This window comes from Phyllobacterium myrsinacearum, assembly GCF_014138285.1.
In the GTDB taxonomy this organism is placed as follows: domain Bacteria; phylum Pseudomonadota; class Alphaproteobacteria; order Rhizobiales; family Rhizobiaceae; genus Phyllobacterium; species Phyllobacterium myrsinacearum_A.
Genome location: NZ_JACGXN010000001.1, coordinates 472,577 through 490,035, shown reverse-complemented (window position 1 = coordinate 490,035; position 17,459 = coordinate 472,577). Strand labels below are relative to the sequence as shown.

15 protein-coding genes and 1 tRNA gene are annotated in these 17,459 nt (G+C 57.8%); 12 read left to right on the top strand and 4 right to left on the bottom strand.

Annotated features, from left to right (window positions below; all coding sequences use genetic code 11):
• Nucleotides 1-101: 101 nt before the first annotated feature.
• The 3 genes from xdhB to uraH are packed head-to-tail and all read left to right on the top strand — an operon-like array spanning nucleotide 102 to nucleotide 3,304.
• A complete protein-coding gene (gene xdhB, locus FHW16_RS02505; RefSeq protein ID WP_182547586.1) occupies nucleotides 102-2,447 on the top strand; it encodes a xanthine dehydrogenase molybdopterin binding subunit in 2,346 nt (781 codons plus the stop codon).
• Nucleotides 2,434-2,937, top strand: coding sequence for a 2-oxo-4-hydroxy-4-carboxy-5-ureidoimidazoline decarboxylase (gene uraD / locus FHW16_RS02500; RefSeq protein WP_182547585.1), 504 nt, complete (start codon nucleotides 2,434-2,436; stop codon nucleotides 2,935-2,937). Before xdhB ends, uraD begins: the two co-directional genes overlap by 14 nt.
• A 10-nt stretch (nucleotides 2,938-2,947) precedes the next feature.
• Entirely contained in the window at nucleotides 2,948-3,304 is a 357-nt protein-coding gene (gene uraH, locus FHW16_RS02495; RefSeq protein WP_182547584.1) for a hydroxyisourate hydrolase, read from the top strand.
• A 29-nt stretch (nucleotides 3,305-3,333) separates the two neighbouring features.
• Here uraH and FHW16_RS02490 read toward each other — a convergent pair whose 3' ends face one another.
• Nucleotides 3,334-4,506, bottom strand: a complete 1,173-nt coding sequence (locus FHW16_RS02490; protein ID WP_182547583.1) for a DUF2793 domain-containing protein — start codon at nucleotides 4,504-4,506, stop codon at nucleotides 3,334-3,336.
• A 249-nt stretch (nucleotides 4,507-4,755) separates the two neighbouring features.
• Between FHW16_RS02490 and FHW16_RS02485 the strand changes: the two genes are divergently transcribed.
• Nucleotides 4,756-6,624: a nucleoside-diphosphate sugar epimerase/dehydratase gene (locus FHW16_RS02485; RefSeq protein WP_182547582.1), complete on the top strand. Its 1,869-nt coding sequence runs from the start codon at nucleotides 4,756-4,758 to the stop codon at nucleotides 6,622-6,624.
• 86 nt (nucleotides 6,625-6,710) lie between these two features.
• Nucleotides 6,711-7,634: a glycosyltransferase gene (locus FHW16_RS02480; RefSeq protein ID WP_182547581.1), complete on the top strand. Its 924-nt coding sequence runs from the start codon at nucleotides 6,711-6,713 to the stop codon at nucleotides 7,632-7,634.
• On the opposite strand, the gene FHW16_RS02475 is transcribed toward FHW16_RS02480, so the two are convergent.
• Nucleotides 7,635-8,636 (bottom strand): glycoside hydrolase, encoded by a 1,002-nt coding sequence (locus FHW16_RS02475; RefSeq protein ID WP_182547580.1) that lies wholly within the window; start codon nucleotides 8,634-8,636, stop codon nucleotides 7,635-7,637. It lies immediately after the preceding gene.
• A gap of 174 nt (nucleotides 8,637-8,810) precedes the next feature.
• Between FHW16_RS02475 and FHW16_RS02470 the strand changes: the two genes are divergently transcribed.
• A tRNA-Gln gene (locus FHW16_RS02470) sits at nucleotides 8,811-8,885 on the top strand.
• A 47-nt stretch (nucleotides 8,886-8,932) separates the two neighbouring features.
• On the opposite strand, the gene FHW16_RS02465 is transcribed toward FHW16_RS02470, so the two are convergent.
• On the bottom strand, nucleotides 8,933-9,886 hold the full coding sequence (locus tag FHW16_RS02465; RefSeq protein WP_182547579.1) for an NAD-dependent epimerase/dehydratase family protein: 954 nt from the start codon (nucleotides 9,884-9,886) through the stop codon (nucleotides 8,933-8,935).
• 444 nt (nucleotides 9,887-10,330) lie between these two features.
• On the opposite strand from FHW16_RS02465, the gene FHW16_RS02460 reads away from it, so the two are divergent.
• From FHW16_RS02460 to FHW16_RS02435, 6 genes are all read left to right on the top strand, one after another.
• On the top strand, nucleotides 10,331-11,374 hold the full coding sequence (locus FHW16_RS02460; RefSeq protein WP_182547578.1) for a substrate-binding domain-containing protein: 1,044 nt from the start codon (nucleotides 10,331-10,333) through the stop codon (nucleotides 11,372-11,374).
• A 57-nt stretch (nucleotides 11,375-11,431) separates the two neighbouring features.
• Entirely contained in the window at nucleotides 11,432-12,931 is a 1,500-nt protein-coding gene (locus FHW16_RS02455) for a sugar ABC transporter ATP-binding protein (protein WP_182547577.1), read from the top strand.
• The gene (locus tag FHW16_RS02450) at nucleotides 12,928-13,905 is read left to right on the top strand and encodes an ABC transporter permease (protein WP_182547576.1); all 978 of its coding nucleotides are present in this window, start codon (nucleotides 12,928-12,930) and stop codon (nucleotides 13,903-13,905) included. The genes FHW16_RS02455 and FHW16_RS02450 overlap by 4 nt, the downstream gene beginning before the upstream one ends.
• 17 nt (nucleotides 13,906-13,922) lie before the next feature.
• Nucleotides 13,923-14,918: an ABC transporter permease gene (locus FHW16_RS02445; RefSeq protein WP_182547575.1), complete on the top strand. Its 996-nt coding sequence runs from the start codon at nucleotides 13,923-13,925 to the stop codon at nucleotides 14,916-14,918.
• 73 nt (nucleotides 14,919-14,991) lie between these two features.
• Nucleotides 14,992-15,921 (top strand): ribokinase, encoded by a 930-nt coding sequence (gene rbsK, locus FHW16_RS02440; protein WP_182547574.1) that lies wholly within the window; start codon nucleotides 14,992-14,994, stop codon nucleotides 15,919-15,921.
• 31 nt (nucleotides 15,922-15,952) lie between these two features.
• Nucleotides 15,953-16,408 (top strand): RbsD/FucU domain-containing protein, encoded by a 456-nt coding sequence (locus tag FHW16_RS02435; RefSeq protein WP_182547573.1) that lies wholly within the window; start codon nucleotides 15,953-15,955, stop codon nucleotides 16,406-16,408.
• Nucleotides 16,409-16,451: 43 nt separating this feature from the next.
• On the opposite strand, the gene FHW16_RS02430 is transcribed toward FHW16_RS02435, so the two are convergent.
• Nucleotides 16,452-17,432, bottom strand: coding sequence for a LacI family DNA-binding transcriptional regulator (locus tag FHW16_RS02430; RefSeq protein WP_182547572.1), 981 nt, complete (start codon nucleotides 17,430-17,432; stop codon nucleotides 16,452-16,454).
• Nucleotides 17,433-17,459: the final 27 nt, after the last annotated feature.

The following is a 17,459-nucleotide window of genomic DNA, read 5'->3' as shown; positions in this document are numbered from 1 at the left end:
TCTCTGCGAAAATTGAAATATTTCCAGTTGTGCGAAGGCGTTCATGTCGATGTGATTTCCCCCCTTGAGGGGCAGATGGGCGACAGCCCAGAGGGGGGTAAATGACCGACAACACCCCTCTCACCGTCCAGCGCAGTATCGTCGGCAAGGGCGTCGCCCATGATTCCGCCGCGCGTCACGTGGCGGGCGCGGCAAATTATATCGACGATATGCCCGAACTGCCGGGCACACTGCACGCGGCCTTTGTCCTCTCGCCGGTCGCCCATGGTCGACTCAAATCAATCGATCCGGCACAGGCGCTGGCGATGGAAGGCGTGGCGGGTGTCTGGTGGGCCAAGGATGTGCCCGGCCATAACGAGGTCGGCCCGATCCTCAACGGCGAAACACTTTTCGCCGAGGATATCGTCGATCATGAAGGGCGGGTCATCGCCGTCGTCGCTGCCCGCGATTTCGAAACGGCCTATCGCGCCGCGAAAAAAGTCAAGGTCGACATCGAACCGCTGGAGCCCGTGCTCGATATCGAGGAAGCCCACCGGCGCAGGAGCTATGTCCTGCCGCCGCAGGAAGTCATTGACGGCGATGTCGAGACTGCACTTGCCAACGCGCCGCATGTCCTGTCCGGTACGCTGCATATGGGCGGGCAAGATCATTTCTATCTGGAAACCCAGATCGCCTATGCCATTCCCGGCGAGAACGGCGAAATGCTCGTGCATTCTTCCACCCAGCATCCGACTGAGGTGCAGCACCATGTTGCGCTGATCCTCGGACTGCATGCCAATGCGGTGGAATGTCAGGTGCGGCGCATGGGCGGCGGTTTCGGCGGCAAGGAAAGCCAGGCGACAATCATCGCGGGGGCTGCTGCGCTGGTGGCCGCCAAGACGGGAAAGCCCTGCAAGATGCGGCTGAAACGCCGCGACGACATGGCGGGCACGGGCAAACGTCACGATTATGTGGCCAACTGGAAAGTCGGCGTCGATTCACTCGGCCGTATACAGGGGCTTGATGTGGAATATCTCGCCCGCGCCGGAAATCTGCCTGACCTGACCGGACCTGTCATCACCCGCACGCTGACACATACGGACAATGCCTATCATATTCCCCATGCCCGGTTTATCGGCCATGCGTGCAAGACCAATACGGTTTCCAACACCGCCTTCCGCGGTTTCGGCGGGCCTCAGGGCATCCTGACCATCGAGAACATCATCGATACCATTGCACGGGAACTGAAGCTCGATCCCAATACTGTCCGTGCCATCAACTATTACGGCGACGAAACCGGCATGGTGACGCCCTATGGTCAGCCGGTGGAAGACAACCGCCTGATCGAAGTGACGGAAGCAGTTTTGACTTCGGCGGACTGGCAACAGCGGCGTGCCGAGATCGACGCACACAATGCCGCCAATCCGGTCATCCGCCGGGGACTGGCGATGATGCCGGTGAAGTTCGGTATTTCATTCAACCTGACGTCGCTCAATCAGGCCGGCGCGCTGGTGCATGTCTACCTCGACGGCTCGATTTTCCTCAACCATGGCGGCACGGAAATGGGGCAGGGCCTCTTCGTCAAGGTTGCGCAGGTCGTGGCCGAAGTGTTTCAGGTCGAACTCGACATGGTGCGCATTTCCTCCACGGCGACGGGCAAGGTGCCGAACACCAGCGCCACAGCTGCGTCCACGGGTTCTGATCTCAACGGCATGGCGGCGTTCAAGGCAGCCAACGCGATCAAGGCGCGCATGACGACCGTTGCCGCCGAACATTTCGGCGTTGAAGAAGAACATATTATCTACCGGGAGGGCCGTGTCCACGCGGACAACGAATCCATATCCTTCGGCGAACTGGCCAAGATGGCCTGGCTCAAACGGGTGCAGCTGTCGGAAGCCGGACATTACGCAACGCCTAAAATCCATTGGGACGGCAAGACGATGAAGGGCCGGCCCTTCTTCTATTTCACCTATGGCGCGGCGGTGGCTGAGGTGGCCATCGATACGCTGACCGGTGAATCGCGGTGTCTGCGCGCCGATATCCTGCAGGATGTCGGATCGCCCCTGAACCCGGCGATTGATCTTGGCCAGATCGAGGGCGCATTCGTGCAAGGCATGGGCTGGCTGACCTGCGAGGAACTCTGGTGGGACAAGACGGGGCGGCTGCGCACTGTCGGGCCGTCCACCTACAAGATTCCGGGTTCCCGCGATGTGCCGCCGGAATTCAACGTGCGCATTCTCGACAATGCGCCCAATCGCGAGGAAACGGTGTTCCGCTCCAAGGCCATCGGAGAGCCGCCGCTGATGCTCGGCGTCTCCGTCTGGCTCGCCATCCGCGATGCCATCGCCTCCGTGGGCAAGGGCGGCATCGCGCCGCAACTCGATGCACCCGCCACGCCGGAAAATGTATTGCGCTCGGTGAATGCATTGAAAGAACGCATGAAGAAAGGTCTCGATGACTCTCGATGAACTGAACAACGCCGAAGCAGAAACTTTCGTCAGAGCGCTGGGTGATGTTTTCGAGCACTCGCCGTGGGTTCCGGAAGCTGTAGTGCCGCTGCGCCCCTTTGCCAGTGTTGAACTCCTGCATGCGGCAATGGTGGGTTCGGTGGACAAGGCCGGACAAGTCGCGCAGCTTGGCCTCATCCGTGCACATCCGGATCTGGCAGGAAAAGCCGCGCGGCAGGGCGGTCTGACAGCGCACTCAACCAGTGAACAGAAGGGCGCCGGGCTCGACCGCCTGACCGATGCGGAATTTACGGAGTTTCATCAGTTGAATGACGGATATCAGCGGCGTTTCGGTTTTCCGTTCATTCTCGCTGTGCGCGGTCACGACAAACACTCGATTCTGGCGGCGTTCAGGACACGGTTGCAGAACAATGCCGGGGAAGAGGTGGCCGAAGCCCTGCGCCAGATCTCCCTGATTGCGCGGTTTCGGCTTGACGATCTGCTAGCCTGAGAGGTTATTTATGGGAAAACTGTCGACACATGTGCTGGATACAGCGGCGGGGCGCCCCGCATCGGGCATGACGCTGAAGCTGCATCGGATTGACGCGGATGAGACAAGACATTTGCTGAAGGAAACGGTCACCAATGCGGATGGCCGTACCGATGGCCTGTTGCTGCCACCGGATGAAATGGCTGTCGGGCGCTACGAGATCAGTTTCTTTGTCGAGGCGTATTTCCGGGCTAAGGGAATTGAATTGACCGAGCCAGCTTTTCTCGACGTGGTGCCCATTCGTTTTGCCATTTCGGACGTGGATGCGAATTATCATGTCCCGCTACTGGTCACGCCATGGTCTTATTCCACCTATCGCGGGAGTTGAGGGAAGGTTTTGCACAACAGAAATACCACTCACCCATAAACACCGATCACATTGAATCGCTTGCGATCCTCAGCTTTGAAGATAATCAGATTGGTCGCCGACACCGGTGAAGCAATAAAGCAGGCAATGGTCAGATCCCCGCCCGCGGTGCCCAGCAACACCCCATCCTGAGGAAAGACCCCGCCGAGCTGTTTTTGCATGAGCGGAGAGATATCGATGGCGATGCTCTGGCTGACGGGATCGATCGTCTGGATCGTATCGCCTGCTACCCATTGCCGGATGTGCGCGGGATCACTGACCTGCAATTGGTCGGCAGCGGTATCCCATTTTACCCAGGCGGACTGAACCGGAGATTTGCTCGTGTTCCAGATACGAATCAGTGCGGAATCCCGCATGCCCGGGGCAAAGATGCCGGATGCAGCTTTGCTTTTCAGGGAAACCAGATCGGCCGAGATTGACGCGCAGACAGCGGTGCCGGCGGCAGGTTCGAGAACGGCATTGATGCCGCCATGGGGTAAAAAGATCAGACCGCACAGTTTTTTGCCCGTCCTGGCCTGCGCGATACCGCCGGGAAACTGCACCGCCCCGGTCTTGTTGTCCGCGAGCATGATATCCCGCCAGTCCTTGCCGTCGATGCTCGCCTTGATGGAGAAATCCCTGTTCCAGATCGTGCCGATCTCAACCCGCCCCTGATAACCCGATTGGAAGAGAATGGAAGCGAGCTGCTGGTCGCCCGCCTTGTTGATCTTGAGCTGATGCCCGTTGCCGACATGATCGAACAGGGAGGCTGCACTTTTCAGGCTGAGGCGGTTTGCATCATCCGCCCGCGCATTGATGCCCACGAGGTCAACGGGGTTTGTTCCGGTGTGCATATCGGTCCATTGCCCCTGATTGAAAACGGCAAGGCAGTTCTCGGCAATCATCCATGCGCACCATCCGTCCTGTGGCTTGAAAAAGGCCCAGGCGCCGTCTTGCCACGCGGCGATTTGCTCGTCCTTGCCGCCCCATGCAGCTGAAGCGCCTGATGGGATGAAATACCGGTCTCCCTCCTTTGGCTTGGCCGGCGGTTCCTTCAGCGTCCTGCTGATAAGGGAAAGCTGTACCAGAGCATCGAGTGCCCGGATGGCCTCATTGTGGGTGACGTGTTTCTGGGCCTGCGACGGAGCGATATAGGGAAGCTGGAGGTTCGAAGTCTGTACCATGGGTCTTGTTCCGTTGTTGGGAAAAGCCAAGGATAAACGCTGCCAGCCTGTGTTGGATAAAGTTCAGGAAAGGGGATGGTTGATAGACCATCATACGATCATTGCATTTATGTAACCCTATGTTACTGGTCTGGAAGGCATTTAGGGTTTTAAGGATGGTTGGCGTATCTCACAAATGCCTTAAATTGGACTTTAAGAAAAACTGCAGTTTCTCACGCCATCCAGGCATTCCGTTAGCACCGAGGATCAATGAAATTGGAAAATTTTCGGCAACGCATCTCGATGATGCCGCGTCGTTATAAACAGGTCCTCCTTGTCAGCTTTGACGTGGTGGTGCTGATGTTTGCGGCCTGGTTCAGCTATGTGCTGAGATTCAACACCCTTTTCATGCCCAATACCGAGCAGGCGATGCTGATGATCGCCGCGCCCCTGATTGCGTCTCCGGTGTTCATCCGCTTTGGTCTTTATCGGGCCGTTATCCGCTATCTGCCTGATAAGGCCATCTGGACGATGATTCAGGCTGTGACCTTTGCTGTCATTATCTGGGTGGTCGTGGCGTTTCTCACGCAAATGACCGGTGCCGAGGGTGTACCCCGCGCCGTTCCGTTTCTTTACTGGGTTCTCAGCGTCGTTCTGATCTGTGGCAGCCGGTTTGCCGCAAAATGGCTGCTGTGGAGCCCCTTGCGCGAGAAACTGCTTTCCCGACAGTGCCTTATCTTCGGTGCAGGCGATGCAGGCCGGCAATTGGCCAATGCGCTCAAAGCGCAGAATGAAGTCTTCGTTGCCGGCTTTATTGATGACGACAGCAGTCTGCAGGGCATGGATATTCTTGGCATCCGGGTTTACCCGACCGCCATGATTGAGACGCTGATCGATAATTTCGGTATCAACGAAATGATCGTGACCACGTCATCCTTGAGCGGCACGCAGCGTCGTTTGTTGATCGGCAAGCTCAAATCACTGAACGTGAAAGTGCGCATTCTGCCCGCTATTTCCGATCTGACCGCCGGAAAATACATCGTCAGTAATCTGCGCGATATTGATATTGACGACCTTTTGGGCCGGTCGCCCGTGCCTGCCGACCCGGATCTGCTCGACAAGACGGTCGAGAACCGTGTTGTGCTGGTGACAGGCGCGGGGGGCTCCATCGGCTCGGAACTCTGCCGGACCATCGTCAAGCTGGCCCCGGCGAAACTCGTGCTTTTCGACGTGAACGAGCACAGTATTTATCAGCTTCAGCGCGAACTTTCCGTTATCAGCGATTGTGTCCTGGTGCCTGTTCTTGGCTCGATCAGCGATGGTGCCTTGCTCAAGGTGGTGCTCGAACAGCACAAGGTGGAGAATGTCTATCATTGTGCCGCTTACAAGCATGTGCCGCTGGTTGAGGAAAACGTCGTTGAAGGCGCGCGGAACAACGTCATAGGAACCGATGTGCTGGCGGGAGTGGCGCGCGAGGCAGGTGTCCGCAATTTCGTCCTCATCTCGTCGGACAAGGCGGTGCGGCCATCCAACATCATGGGTGCCACCAAGCGCTGGGCCGAGCTCATCGTGCGCTATAATGGCGACGAGGCAAAAAAACGCGGCACCGGCCAGATTTTTACCTGCGTACGTTTCGGTAATGTGATCGGCTCCAGCGGCTCGGTCGTTCCGCTGTTTCGCGAACAGATCGCGCAGGGCGGTCCGCTGACCGTTACCCATGACGAAATGACCCGCTATTTCATGTCGGTACGGGAAGCTGCCGAGTTGATCATCCAGGCGGGAGCGCTCTCTGAAGGCGGTGATATCCTGCTTCTGGAAATGGGTGAGGCGGTGCGTATCCGCGATCTGGCCGAAAACATGATCCTGCTTGCGGGCTTGTCCGTGAAGGACGCCCAAAATCCGGATGGGGATATCGAGGTTGTCACGATCGGCATCCGGGATGGCGAAAAGCTGCATGAGGAGCTTTTTTACGATCCGACAGGTGTTTCGGCGACGGTCCACTCCAAGATTCTGCGTGCCACACGGCGGGTCGCTTCGGCTGATCATCTGCCGGCTGCCGTCGCAGGGCTGCGTGAACTCATCGCAAAGCAGGACCCTGATGCCATCAGGGTCCTGCTTTTCGAGCACGCCACCAGCTAGGCGTCACCTCAATCTTGGCCATATTCACGTGCAGAAACAACAGCACTGAATGACCGGTAGAAGACATAAAGCGGGATTGCGGGCTGTTGAAAAGGGCACCATCATCAGGGACCGTTGCCGTCCTCTTGGGAACATTCAACGGTGCGGCATTTCTCGACGGGCAGCTCGCTTCGATCGCAGCGCAAACCTATCCGGATATTGATCTGTGGATTTCGGACGACGGGTCAACGGATGAGAGCCGGCTGATCCTGCAACAGTGGGCGAAGTGCTGGACGAAAGGCCGTGTCACTCTTTTGCCCGGTCCCGGCGAGGGGCGTGCAGAGAACATCCGGTCGCTGATCACCAACCCGGCTATACAGGCGGATTATTATGCGTTCGCCGATCAGGATGACATCTGGGAGCCGGAAAAACTGGCAACATCCATTCGCTGGATCGAGCACAATGCCTTTGCTGTCCCGTCTGTATTTTGTTCACGAACGCTGAAAATCACCGATAATGGTGCCATTGTCGGTTCGTCTCCGCTTTATTCGCAGCCCACGGAATTTCGCAACGCGCTGGTTCAGAATATTGCCGGCGGCAACACGATGCTGTTCAACCGGATGGCGCATGCGCTTCTCGTGGAGTCCTGCCGGACCACGCCCTTCTCCAGTCACGACTGGTGGCTGTACCTGATTGTGTCAGGCGCGGGCGGGGTCGTGCATTTCGACCCGCAGCCCCTGGTGCGTGACCGTCAGCCCAACCCGGGAGAGGGGTGGCAGGCGCAACTTGCGGTCCTGCGGTCGTTGTTCGCAGATCGTTTTGCTGATCAGGCGGACATCAATATTCAGGGACTGGTGCGCAACCGGGATTTGCTGACCAGTGAAGCGCAGGCGATCTGCGATCTCTACTGGAAGGTGAGATCTGATAATTTCATCCGGCGCATTCTCGCCCTGCACCAGTCGGGAGTTTACCGACAGACCCTTCCAGGCCAGATCGGGCTTTATCTCGCTGCTGTCTTCCGCAGGCTCTGATCACGCGGACGTCTGTTTACGGAAACGCAACAGCACGGCTGCGACGCAGACGACAGCCACGAAAATGCCGATCAGCCGGACCGGAATATTGGTTGAACCCGCAGCCCAAGCGCAGATGCCAAGAACAATATTCAGTGCCGCCACGGTCAGCACCACCTGCCAGATACTCCATCCGGAGCGTTTTGCAATCTGATAGGCATGTTTGGAATGGGCCGCGAAAATATTGTCGCCTTCGAGGAGACGCTTGATCAGCGTTGTTGTGGCATCGGCAATGAAAAACAGGGGCAGGATGAGCCCGGTGGCGATGCGCATGTCGCGGGCGGCCATGAAAAAGGCGAGGCCGCACAGGAGCCCCAGCGGCAGACTGCCTGAATCACCCAGAAAAACCGTGGCCTTGGGGCGGTTGAACACGGCAAACCCCGCCAGTCCTCCGGCTATTGCCGCAGCAATGCTGCCGGAGGCCATGCCCGTCAGTCCAAAGACTGCAAACGCAGCGAGAAAGGCCAGCGGAATGCCCATGCCGGAAACGACCATCAGGTCGAGTCCGTCCATGAAGTTGGTCAGGTTGATGAAATAAACCAGCGCCAGGACGAGCAGACCGCGCTCGAGCAGGACGGGAAGAAAATCCGGCAACAGGCGGAAATCCGGGCCAAGACCATAGATGCAAAGGCAGGATGCAATCACCTGTGTGACGATCCTGACGCTTTCCGGTAAATGATGCCCGTCGTCAAGCATTCCCGTTATCCAGAGGATGAGGGCACCAATGGTCACGGAGATGAGTAAGCGCTGCTCAAGACCCGTTTGAGCGCCGAACAGCCAGAGGAGCGCCACAACCACTGGTACAATGGCAAGGCCGCCAAGCTGGCGCGCCGGCTGGGTGTGGTTGGAGCGTTCGTTGATTCCCGCGGCAAGGAAATGACCTGGCAGCAGCCTGATGAGGACAACCAGCAGGAGGGCGCTGCCTATGGCTGCGGCAAGGACGAGGGAGAGAATGAGAGGCAAGAAAATGTCGTCCTCAATTTACAGGGCTGTCGATTGCTCCACCCTTGTCATGAAAATAATGCCGAAACAATTGTGAAGAGCGACAAACTGGCCAATCATTCACGTTGCGCAAGCCGGAACCAGAGGTTATAAGGCCGCGCTGTCATGCGGTGGAATGCACCTGCATCGACATTTTGGGGCGTAGCCAAGTGGTAAGGCAGCGGTTTTTGGTACCGCCATTCCCTGGTTCGAATCCAGGCGCCCCAGCCATGTCACAACAGCAATCAATCCATTGAATATATTCATGTAAATCGAAATCACGCGTATTCGGTCACGCTGCTTTTCTGCAAAACCGATTGCCCGATCCGCAATCCGGAATCGATGGTCGGCTCCCAGCCCGTTGATTCCAGCAATGCGGCGCTTGCGACGAGAGGGCCGTTGAGTGTGTGCCAGCGCTGGTTCTGACCGGTGATCAGAGCTGCAAGATGCAGCAGCGCTGCGGGCAGGGCGAACAGCCCGGCATGTCGACCCATGCCGCGCCTTATGGCTGTGATGATCCCGGCTGCCGTCATCGGGTTCTTGTCCGCCACGATATAGATGCCGCCGTCGGTATTCGTGCTTTGCAGGCTGTGCAGCACGGCCCGGCAGAGAGCCGAGCGGTCAAGCACGGAGCGCTGCCCCGTCAGCGATTGGAACGGCAGGGGCATTCTAAGGGCCGCGATTTTGATCAGGGCAGCCATGTTGCCTTTCACGCCCGGGCCGTACACGAGAACGGGGCGCAGGATCGTGAAATTGCGTTTCGGCATTGCCTTCGCGATTTCAGCTTCGGCAGCCAGTTTTGCCCGGCCGTAATCGTCCGTTGGCCGAGGAGTCGACAGCTCCGTAACAAGGCCGTCCTGGATCGGTCCTGCCTGCGCGCGGATTGACGATAGAAACACGAGCTTTCCGTCTATCGTCTGGTCCGCAGCCTTGGCAAGCTTGGCAGCGAGGATGCAGTTCACGTCATGATACAATTGCGCGGCGTCCGGCAGCCGCGTGTGAGCAATCGCGGCCAGATGCACCACGTGATCAAAGCCGGCAAGCAGCTGCGTAAAGTCGTCGTCAGGCGCAGCGGGCAAGGGGAGGGGAATTGTTTCAATCGGCAGGATTGCTCCGCTGCCCGAGGACCGTGAAGCGCCCGTCACCTGATAACCGGCTGCCATCAAGTAAGGCACAAGCTCCTGTCCGATGAAACCGGAAGCACCTGTGACGAGGACCTTGCCCTTTGTCATTGTATGAAACCCCATTCTTGAACGTCACTCATACCAAGACGCGTTGCCGGGGATCAATGCGGCAAACCATTTTCATGGCGATGAGTATGATTTCCCGGCGATGGCTGTGTGATAATTCCGCGACAATTCAATCTTTCAGTAAACATTTGTTCAATCTCGGTGGAGTCGTATTGACAAGTCCCGTACGATCCGAAATGTTAAATGAAACGTTTCATAAGGCATGAATCGCAGGGAGAAGCGCATTTACACCGGTTCGGGAGGATCAGAGGTGTGAATCAATCTGGTAGAATTTGGCACCCAAGGACGGCACGCAGCGATGCGCAGGCCGGATGTGATGCACATTGCCACGTCGACAGCGTTTTCCGCGATTGAGGTAAGGATTTCAGGGCTGCCGCTCACGCGCGGTCCGGAAAAAATAGGGTAAAACCAAGGGAGGATAAACCTGTGAAAAAACTGCTCGCATCACTCGCCATCGTTGCGGCACTGGCCGCGCCTGCAATGGCCGACAGTGCCGTTGATACATCCAAGGTGAAGAAGGAATACGTCACCTCTGCCAGCGGCAAAACTTATTCGATTGCCACTGTCGTCAAGGTCGATGGCATTGCCTGGTTTGACCGCATGCGCACGGGCGTTGAACAATTCAAGTCGGAGACCGGTGCCGATGCGTGGATGGTCGGGCCGAGCCAGGCCGATGCCGCCGCACAGGTGCAGATCGTTGAAAATCTCATCGCGCAGGGCGTTGATGCCATCTGCATCGTGCCGTTCTCGGTGGAGGCGGTTGAGCCTGTTCTGAAAAAGGCCCGCGATCGCGGCATCGTCGTCATTGCCCACGAAGCCTCCAACATCGTCAATGTCGATTACGAGCTCGAAGCCTTTGACAACAAGGCCTATGGCGCCAAGCTGATGGAAGTTCTGGCCAAGGACATGGGCGGCAAGGGCAAGTACCTCGCCACGGTCGGCAGCCTGACCTCGAAGTCACAAATGGACTGGATCGACGGCGCCATCGAATACCAGAAGAAGAATTTCCCCGAGATGTCGCTGGCCACAGAACGTCTGGAAACCTATGACGACGCCAATCAGGACTACACAAAGCTGAAGGAAGCCATGACCACCTATCCGGATGTCAAAGGCATTCTGGGCGCGCCCATGCCGACATCTGCTGGTGCCGGCCGTTTGATCGCTGAAGGCGGCCTGAAGGGCAAGGTGTTCTTTGCCGGTACGGGTCTCGTTTCGGTTGCTGGTCAGTATCTCAAGAATGGCGACATCCAGTACATCCAGTTCTGGGACCCGGCTGTTGCCGGTTATGCCATGAACGAACTCGCTGTCATGGCACTGGAAAAGAAGACCGATCTGATCAAGGCTGGTCTAGATCTCGGTCTGCCCGGCTATAACAGCCTGCTCGTCCCGGACGCATCCAAACCAAACCTGCTCTATGGTGCAGGCTGGGTTGGCGTGACCGCTGCCAATATGGGCGATTACAACTTTTAACGGATGCTTATCACTCCCCTCTGTCCTGTCGGACAGAGGGGGGTAAAGAGGAAAAGCATGAGCGAACACCTTCTGGAACTGAAAAATATCGGTAAGCGTTTCGGTGGCCTCGTGGCTCTGGATTCGGTATCGCTGTCGATCAAGCCGGGTGAAATTCACTGTCTGGCGGGTGAGAACGGCTCCGGCAAATCAACAATCATCAAGATCATGGCCGGTGTTTACCAGCCGACCGATGGTGAAATCCTGATTGATGGCAAGCCGGTGTCCGGCATGACGCCTGCGCAGTCGGTGCAGCATGGCATTCAGGTCATCTATCAGGATTTTTCCCTGTTCGGAAATTTGACGGTAGCTGAGAATCTGGCGCTCAATACATTGCTGCTGGAGGGCAAGCGCACCGTGAACTGGCGGCGTGTGCGCGAACTGGCTGAAAAGGCGCTCGCCCGTCTTGGCGTGGCCATGGATCTGGATGCGGACGTCGAAACGCTGCCGACATCCGGCAAGCAGATCGTCGCCATTGCCCGGGCTGTCATGGCCGATGCACGCCTGATCATCATGGACGAGCCGACGACGGCACTGACCCGCCATGAGGTCGATGCGCTGTTTCGCATTGTGCGTGATATTCAGGCGCAAGGCATTGCTGTTCTGTTCGTCAGCCACAAGATGCGCGAGATGCTGGAAATCAGTGAACGGCTGACCGTCCTGCGCAACGGAAAAAAGGTTGCCGAAGGCCCGATCGGCGATTTCGACGAGCCTGCGATCACCCGCGCCATGACCGGGCACGATCTGACCGATCAGGTCTATCGCTGGGAGCAGTCGAAGGGCGATATTGTTCCCCGTCTCGATGTGCGCAATCTGGGCATTGCAGGCGGGCTTGATGATATCAATCTGACGCTGCATGCGGGCGAGATCGTCGGCCTTTCCGGGCTCATCGGTTCCGGCCGTACGGAGCTGGCCCTGGCACTGTTCGGGATGCATCCCAAATTCACCGGGACCGTCAAGGTGGATGGCAACAGCGTGCACCCGAAGACCGTGCAGGAGGCCATTGCCAGCGGGCTGGCTTACGTACCGGAAGACCGGTTGACCGAAGGGTTGTTCCTGACCCAGTCGATCGAGCGCAACATGCTGGCAACCTCCCTCGACAATTTTGTGCGCGGTCTGTTCATCGATCGCAAGAAGACGGCGGAGGCAACCACCTCCATGTTTGGCGCCATGCAGATTGCCGCGCCCGGACCCTATACGCCGGTCAATCATCTCTCCGGCGGCAACCAGCAGCGCGTGGTGCTGGCACGCTGGCTGCTGACCGGTGCGCGGGTGCTGATCCTCAACGGTCCCACCGTCGGTGTCGACGTCGGCTCCAAGGCGCAGATCCACCGCAAGATCCGCGAACTCGCCACCCAGAACGACCTTGCCGTGCTGATGATCTCGGACGATGTGCCCGAGCTGGTGCAGAACTGCAACCGTGTGATCGTCATGCATCGTGGCCGTTTCGTCGATGAAATCGGTCCTGGTGCTTTGAATGAAGACGCTTTAAACGACCGCCTGAAGGCCTTGAAATGACTCTGTTTCGCCGATCGGAATTCATCATCGCGTGCATCCTTTTTGCCGCCATGATCATCATTGGATTGATCAACCCGGCCTTCTGGTCGCTGGACAATCTGTTCGGGCTTCTGCGCAGCAATGTCATTATCGGCATCATGGCGCTTGGCGTTCTCGTGGTGATGATCTCGGGCGGCATTGATGTGTCGTTCACCGCCTTTGCCGCTGCCGCCATGTACCTGACCATCAAGCTGATGATCTATACGGGTTATGAAGGTGTCTTTCTGCCGTTTGTCGCCGCGACCCTGATCGGGCTTTTTCTCGGTGCGTTCAATGCGTTTTTCATCCACACATTCCGGATGATACCGCTGATCGTGACATTGGGTACAGGCAGCGTCGTACGCGGATTGCTGCTTGGTCTCGTCGGCACAAGTGTCATCAATATCGACAAGATGCCTCAGCAGCTGATCGCGTTCGCCAAGACCGATCTGGTCAGCCTGACCTCCGCCACCGGCACCAATTTCGGCCTGACAGCGATGATCCTCATCTATCTCGGCCTGGCGCTCGTCACCCACCTTTTCCTGCGTTACACCTTGGCGGGCCGCAGCATTTTTGCGCTGGGCGGCGCACCGGAGGCGGCAAATCGTGTCGGCTTCAACACCCGCCGCACGTTGATTTTCGTCTATTGTTTTGCGGGCGCACTGGCTGGTTTTGCCGGCCTCCTGCATGGTTCGATGATCTGGCTGGCCAACCCGCGTGATTTCGCCGGTCTCGAACTCGATGTCATCGCTGCCGTCGTGCTTGGCGGTGCGTCGATCTTCGGCGGGCGTGGCAGCGTCATCGGTACGCTGCTCGGGGTGTTCATGCTCGTCATGGTCAAGAACAGCCTGATCATCATGAAGGTCGACACCACGTGGCAACGCGTCGTCGTCGGTCTGATCATCATTGTCGCGACAGCGCTGACCGCCTGGCGCGACCGCAAGAAACTGGTGTGAGAGCAGGGAACGTCATCATGCAAAACAGCTCATTCGCCAAGCGTATTTTCGGACAGGACCGCAACATCCTGCAACTGCTCGTCATCACCGTGCTCGTCTTTGCGCTGATGTCCTATCTCAACCCGGACAAGTTCCTGCGCTATTATAATTTCGAGTCCATCACCTACATCATGCCGGAGCTTGGCATCCTCGCCATTGCCATGATGATCGCCATGCTCACGGGCGGCATTGATCTTTCCGTGGTGGGCATTGCCAATCTCGCCGGTATTCTGGCCGGTGTGTTCTTTCATTCGGTGATCGTCGGAACCAGTCAGTCGACGGGCATGCTGCTGCTCTATACCGGTATTGGCGTCCTGATGGCGCTCGCCATTGGTCTTCTGGCCGGGGTGCTCAATGGCTTCCTCATTTCCAAGTTGCGCATCACGCCTATTCTGGCGACGCTGGGCACCGGGCAGATTTTTACCGGCCTTGCGGTGGTTCTGACCGGTGGCCCGGCGATTGTCGGCTTTCCCGATGCGTGGAATTTCATCGGCAACGGCAAGATTCTGGGCATTGCCACGCCATTTATCCTCTTTGTCGTCGTCGCTGGTGCAGTCGCTGTTCTGCTGACGCGCACCACGTTGGGCGTCAATCTAATGCTGATCGGCACCAATCCGCGCGCCGCGATCTTTGCCGGGCTGCGCAAGGACCGGATGATTTTCTACTCCTACATGATGACCGGGCTTCTTGCGGCCATCGCGGGTGTCATCCTGTCGGGCCGGACCAATGCGGCCAAGTCCGATTACGGCGCGTCCTATCTCCTGCAGGCCATTTTGATTGCCGTACTGGGCGGAACAAATCCGGCTGGCGGCAAGGGCAGGGTGCTTGGCGTATCCATCGCGCTGATCGCGCTCATGCTGCTGTCTTCGGGCTTCCAGATACTGCGGTTTTCCAACCACCTGATCGATTTCATCTGGGGCGGCTTCCTGCTCCTCGTCATTGCCCTCAATGCCTTTAGGAACACGGACAGGTAAAGCCGTGTTCCTTTCGCGGGATCATTGATATAGAGCATTTTCGAACATACCGAAGAAGACAAGGAATACACATATGGCTCGTCGCATTGCAGTCGTTGGCAGCAACATGACCGATCTCGTCACGTCGATCATCCGCATGCCGGCGCCCGGCGAAACACTGGAAGCACCGGCATTCGCCATGGGGTTCGGCGGCAAGGGCGCCAATCAGGCGGTGGCCGCCGCCCGGCTTGGTGCCGAGGTGATGATGGTGACCAAAGTGGGTGATGACGTCTTCGGTCAGAGCACCATCGACAATCTGAAAAGCAATGGCGTGGATATCAGCCATGTCGGCACGGTGGCAGGACAGTCGAGCGGCGTCGCGCCCATTTTTGTCGATGAGTCAGGGGAGAATTCGATCCTGATCATCAAGGGCGCGAACAACGACCTGAAGCCTGCCGACATCGATGCGGCGGCTGAAGATCTCAAGACATGCGACCTGATCCTGATGCAGCTCGAAGTGCCGCTGGAGACGGTCTACTACACTGCCGCCTTCGCCGAGAAGCATGGCATCGAGACCATCCTCAATCCCGCACCGGCCGCGCCTGAACTGGACGCGGCGAAGGTTGCAAAGGTCACCTTCGTGGTACCGAACGAGAGCGAGCTGGCATTGCTGACAGGCATGCCCACCGATACGGACGAACAGATCGAGAAGGCTGCCCATGCGCTGATAGCCCGGGGTATCCGCACTGTCATCGTTACATTGGGCTCGCGCGGTGCGCGGCTGATCACGGCTGACAAGTCGACCATGATCGAGCCGGTCAAGGTCAAGCCGAAGGACACAACAGGTGCCGGCGATGCGTTCATCGGCAGCTTTGCCCGCTTCTATGTCGAGAGCCGGGAGCTCGAAGCGTCGCTGAAAAAGGCCGCGCTCTATGCAGCGGATTCCATCACGCGTCCCGGCACGCAGAAATCCTACGCGACGACGGCGGAATTCGAAGCCTTCATCGCTGCCAACAAGGCCTAAGGCCAATACCCGGAAGAATGAGGAAATAATCGTGCTGAAAAATCTTGATCCGCTGCTGAATGCCGATGTTCTTTATGCGCTGAAATCCATGGGACACGGCGACCGTCTGGTCATTTGCGATACGAATTTCCCCGGTGATTCCATTGCCCGGCAGACCCGTCTCGGTCGACTGCTGCGGATTGATAATGTGAGCGCACCGCGTGCCGCCAAGGCCATTCTCTCTGTCATGCCGCTCGATACATTCATCGACGATGCCGCAGCGCGCATGGAAATCGTCGGCAGCCCCGATGAGATTCCTGACGTCCAGAAAGAAATGCAGACGGAAATCGATGCCGCCGAGGGCAAGCACTGGCCGATGGTCTCCATCGACCGGATGGCTTTCTATGAACACGCCAAGAACGCCTATTGCGTGATTGCCACGGGCGAGCGCCGTTTCTACGGCTGTTTTATCCTCACCAAGGGTGTGATCCCGCCGGAAGCGGTCTGATATCTTTTATTGATGGTTGCATCAAGCGGGGTCACACCACGTTTCAAACCTGCAACAGCGCAGCCGTTGAACCACGCACCACAAGCGTTGCTTCGAGATAGTCGTCCTGCAAAGGCACATTGTCGGCACCAGTGATCGCGGCAAACGCTCGCGCTGCAATCTGCTCGACAGGCTGGCTGATGGTGGTCAGGCGCGGCGTCACCAGATTGGCCAATGGAATATCGTCGAAACCGATGATCGACACGTCATCCGGCACCTTGAGATCAAGATCGCTGGCGGCACGCAGCAGCCCGATGGCCTGCTGGTCGCTGGCCGTGGCAATGGCGGTTGGGCGCTCATGCGGGGGACGGTCGAGCAGGAAACGCCCGAGCGTCTCACCCGAGGCATAATCGAAATGTCCTTCGACGGCTTCACACCGCACGCCTGCAGACGCGAGCGTATTGAGAAAACCGGCGCGCCGTTCGCGGGAAACCGGTGCATCAGCCGAGCCGGCAATATAGGCAATGCGCTCGTGGCCCAGCGCGACAAGGTGCGCCGCGGCAAGACCAGCCCCCCTGTAATGATTGACTGAAATGAGCGGCAGGCCGGTAAAGCGCCGGTCAACGGCAACCGTTGCCACATCGCTGCTCCAGCCTTTCGATGCACCGAACTGCGTCGGCACGACGATAAGACCCGTGGGATAGCTTTTGAGCAGGCTGTCGATCTGTGCCAGTTCGATTTTCGGATCATCATTGGTAATCGACAAAAGCACCGAGAAACCGGCACTTGAGGCAATCGCCTCGACATGTTTGGCCAGTTCGGCAAAGAACGGGTTGGTAATATCGGGTATGACAAGCCCGATCATGTCCGTGCGGCTGCGGCGCAAGCCGCGCGCCACGCCATTCGGCCGGAAATTCAGCTCGCGGATGGTGGCTTCCACCAGTTCGCGCAACTCCTTGCCGACAGTCTCGTTCTTCGCCAGCACGCGCGAAACAGTGCCGACGGAAACATTGGCCCGTGCTGCTACATCCTTGATGTTGACCATCTTCTCATGCCTGACCTGTTGCGGGTG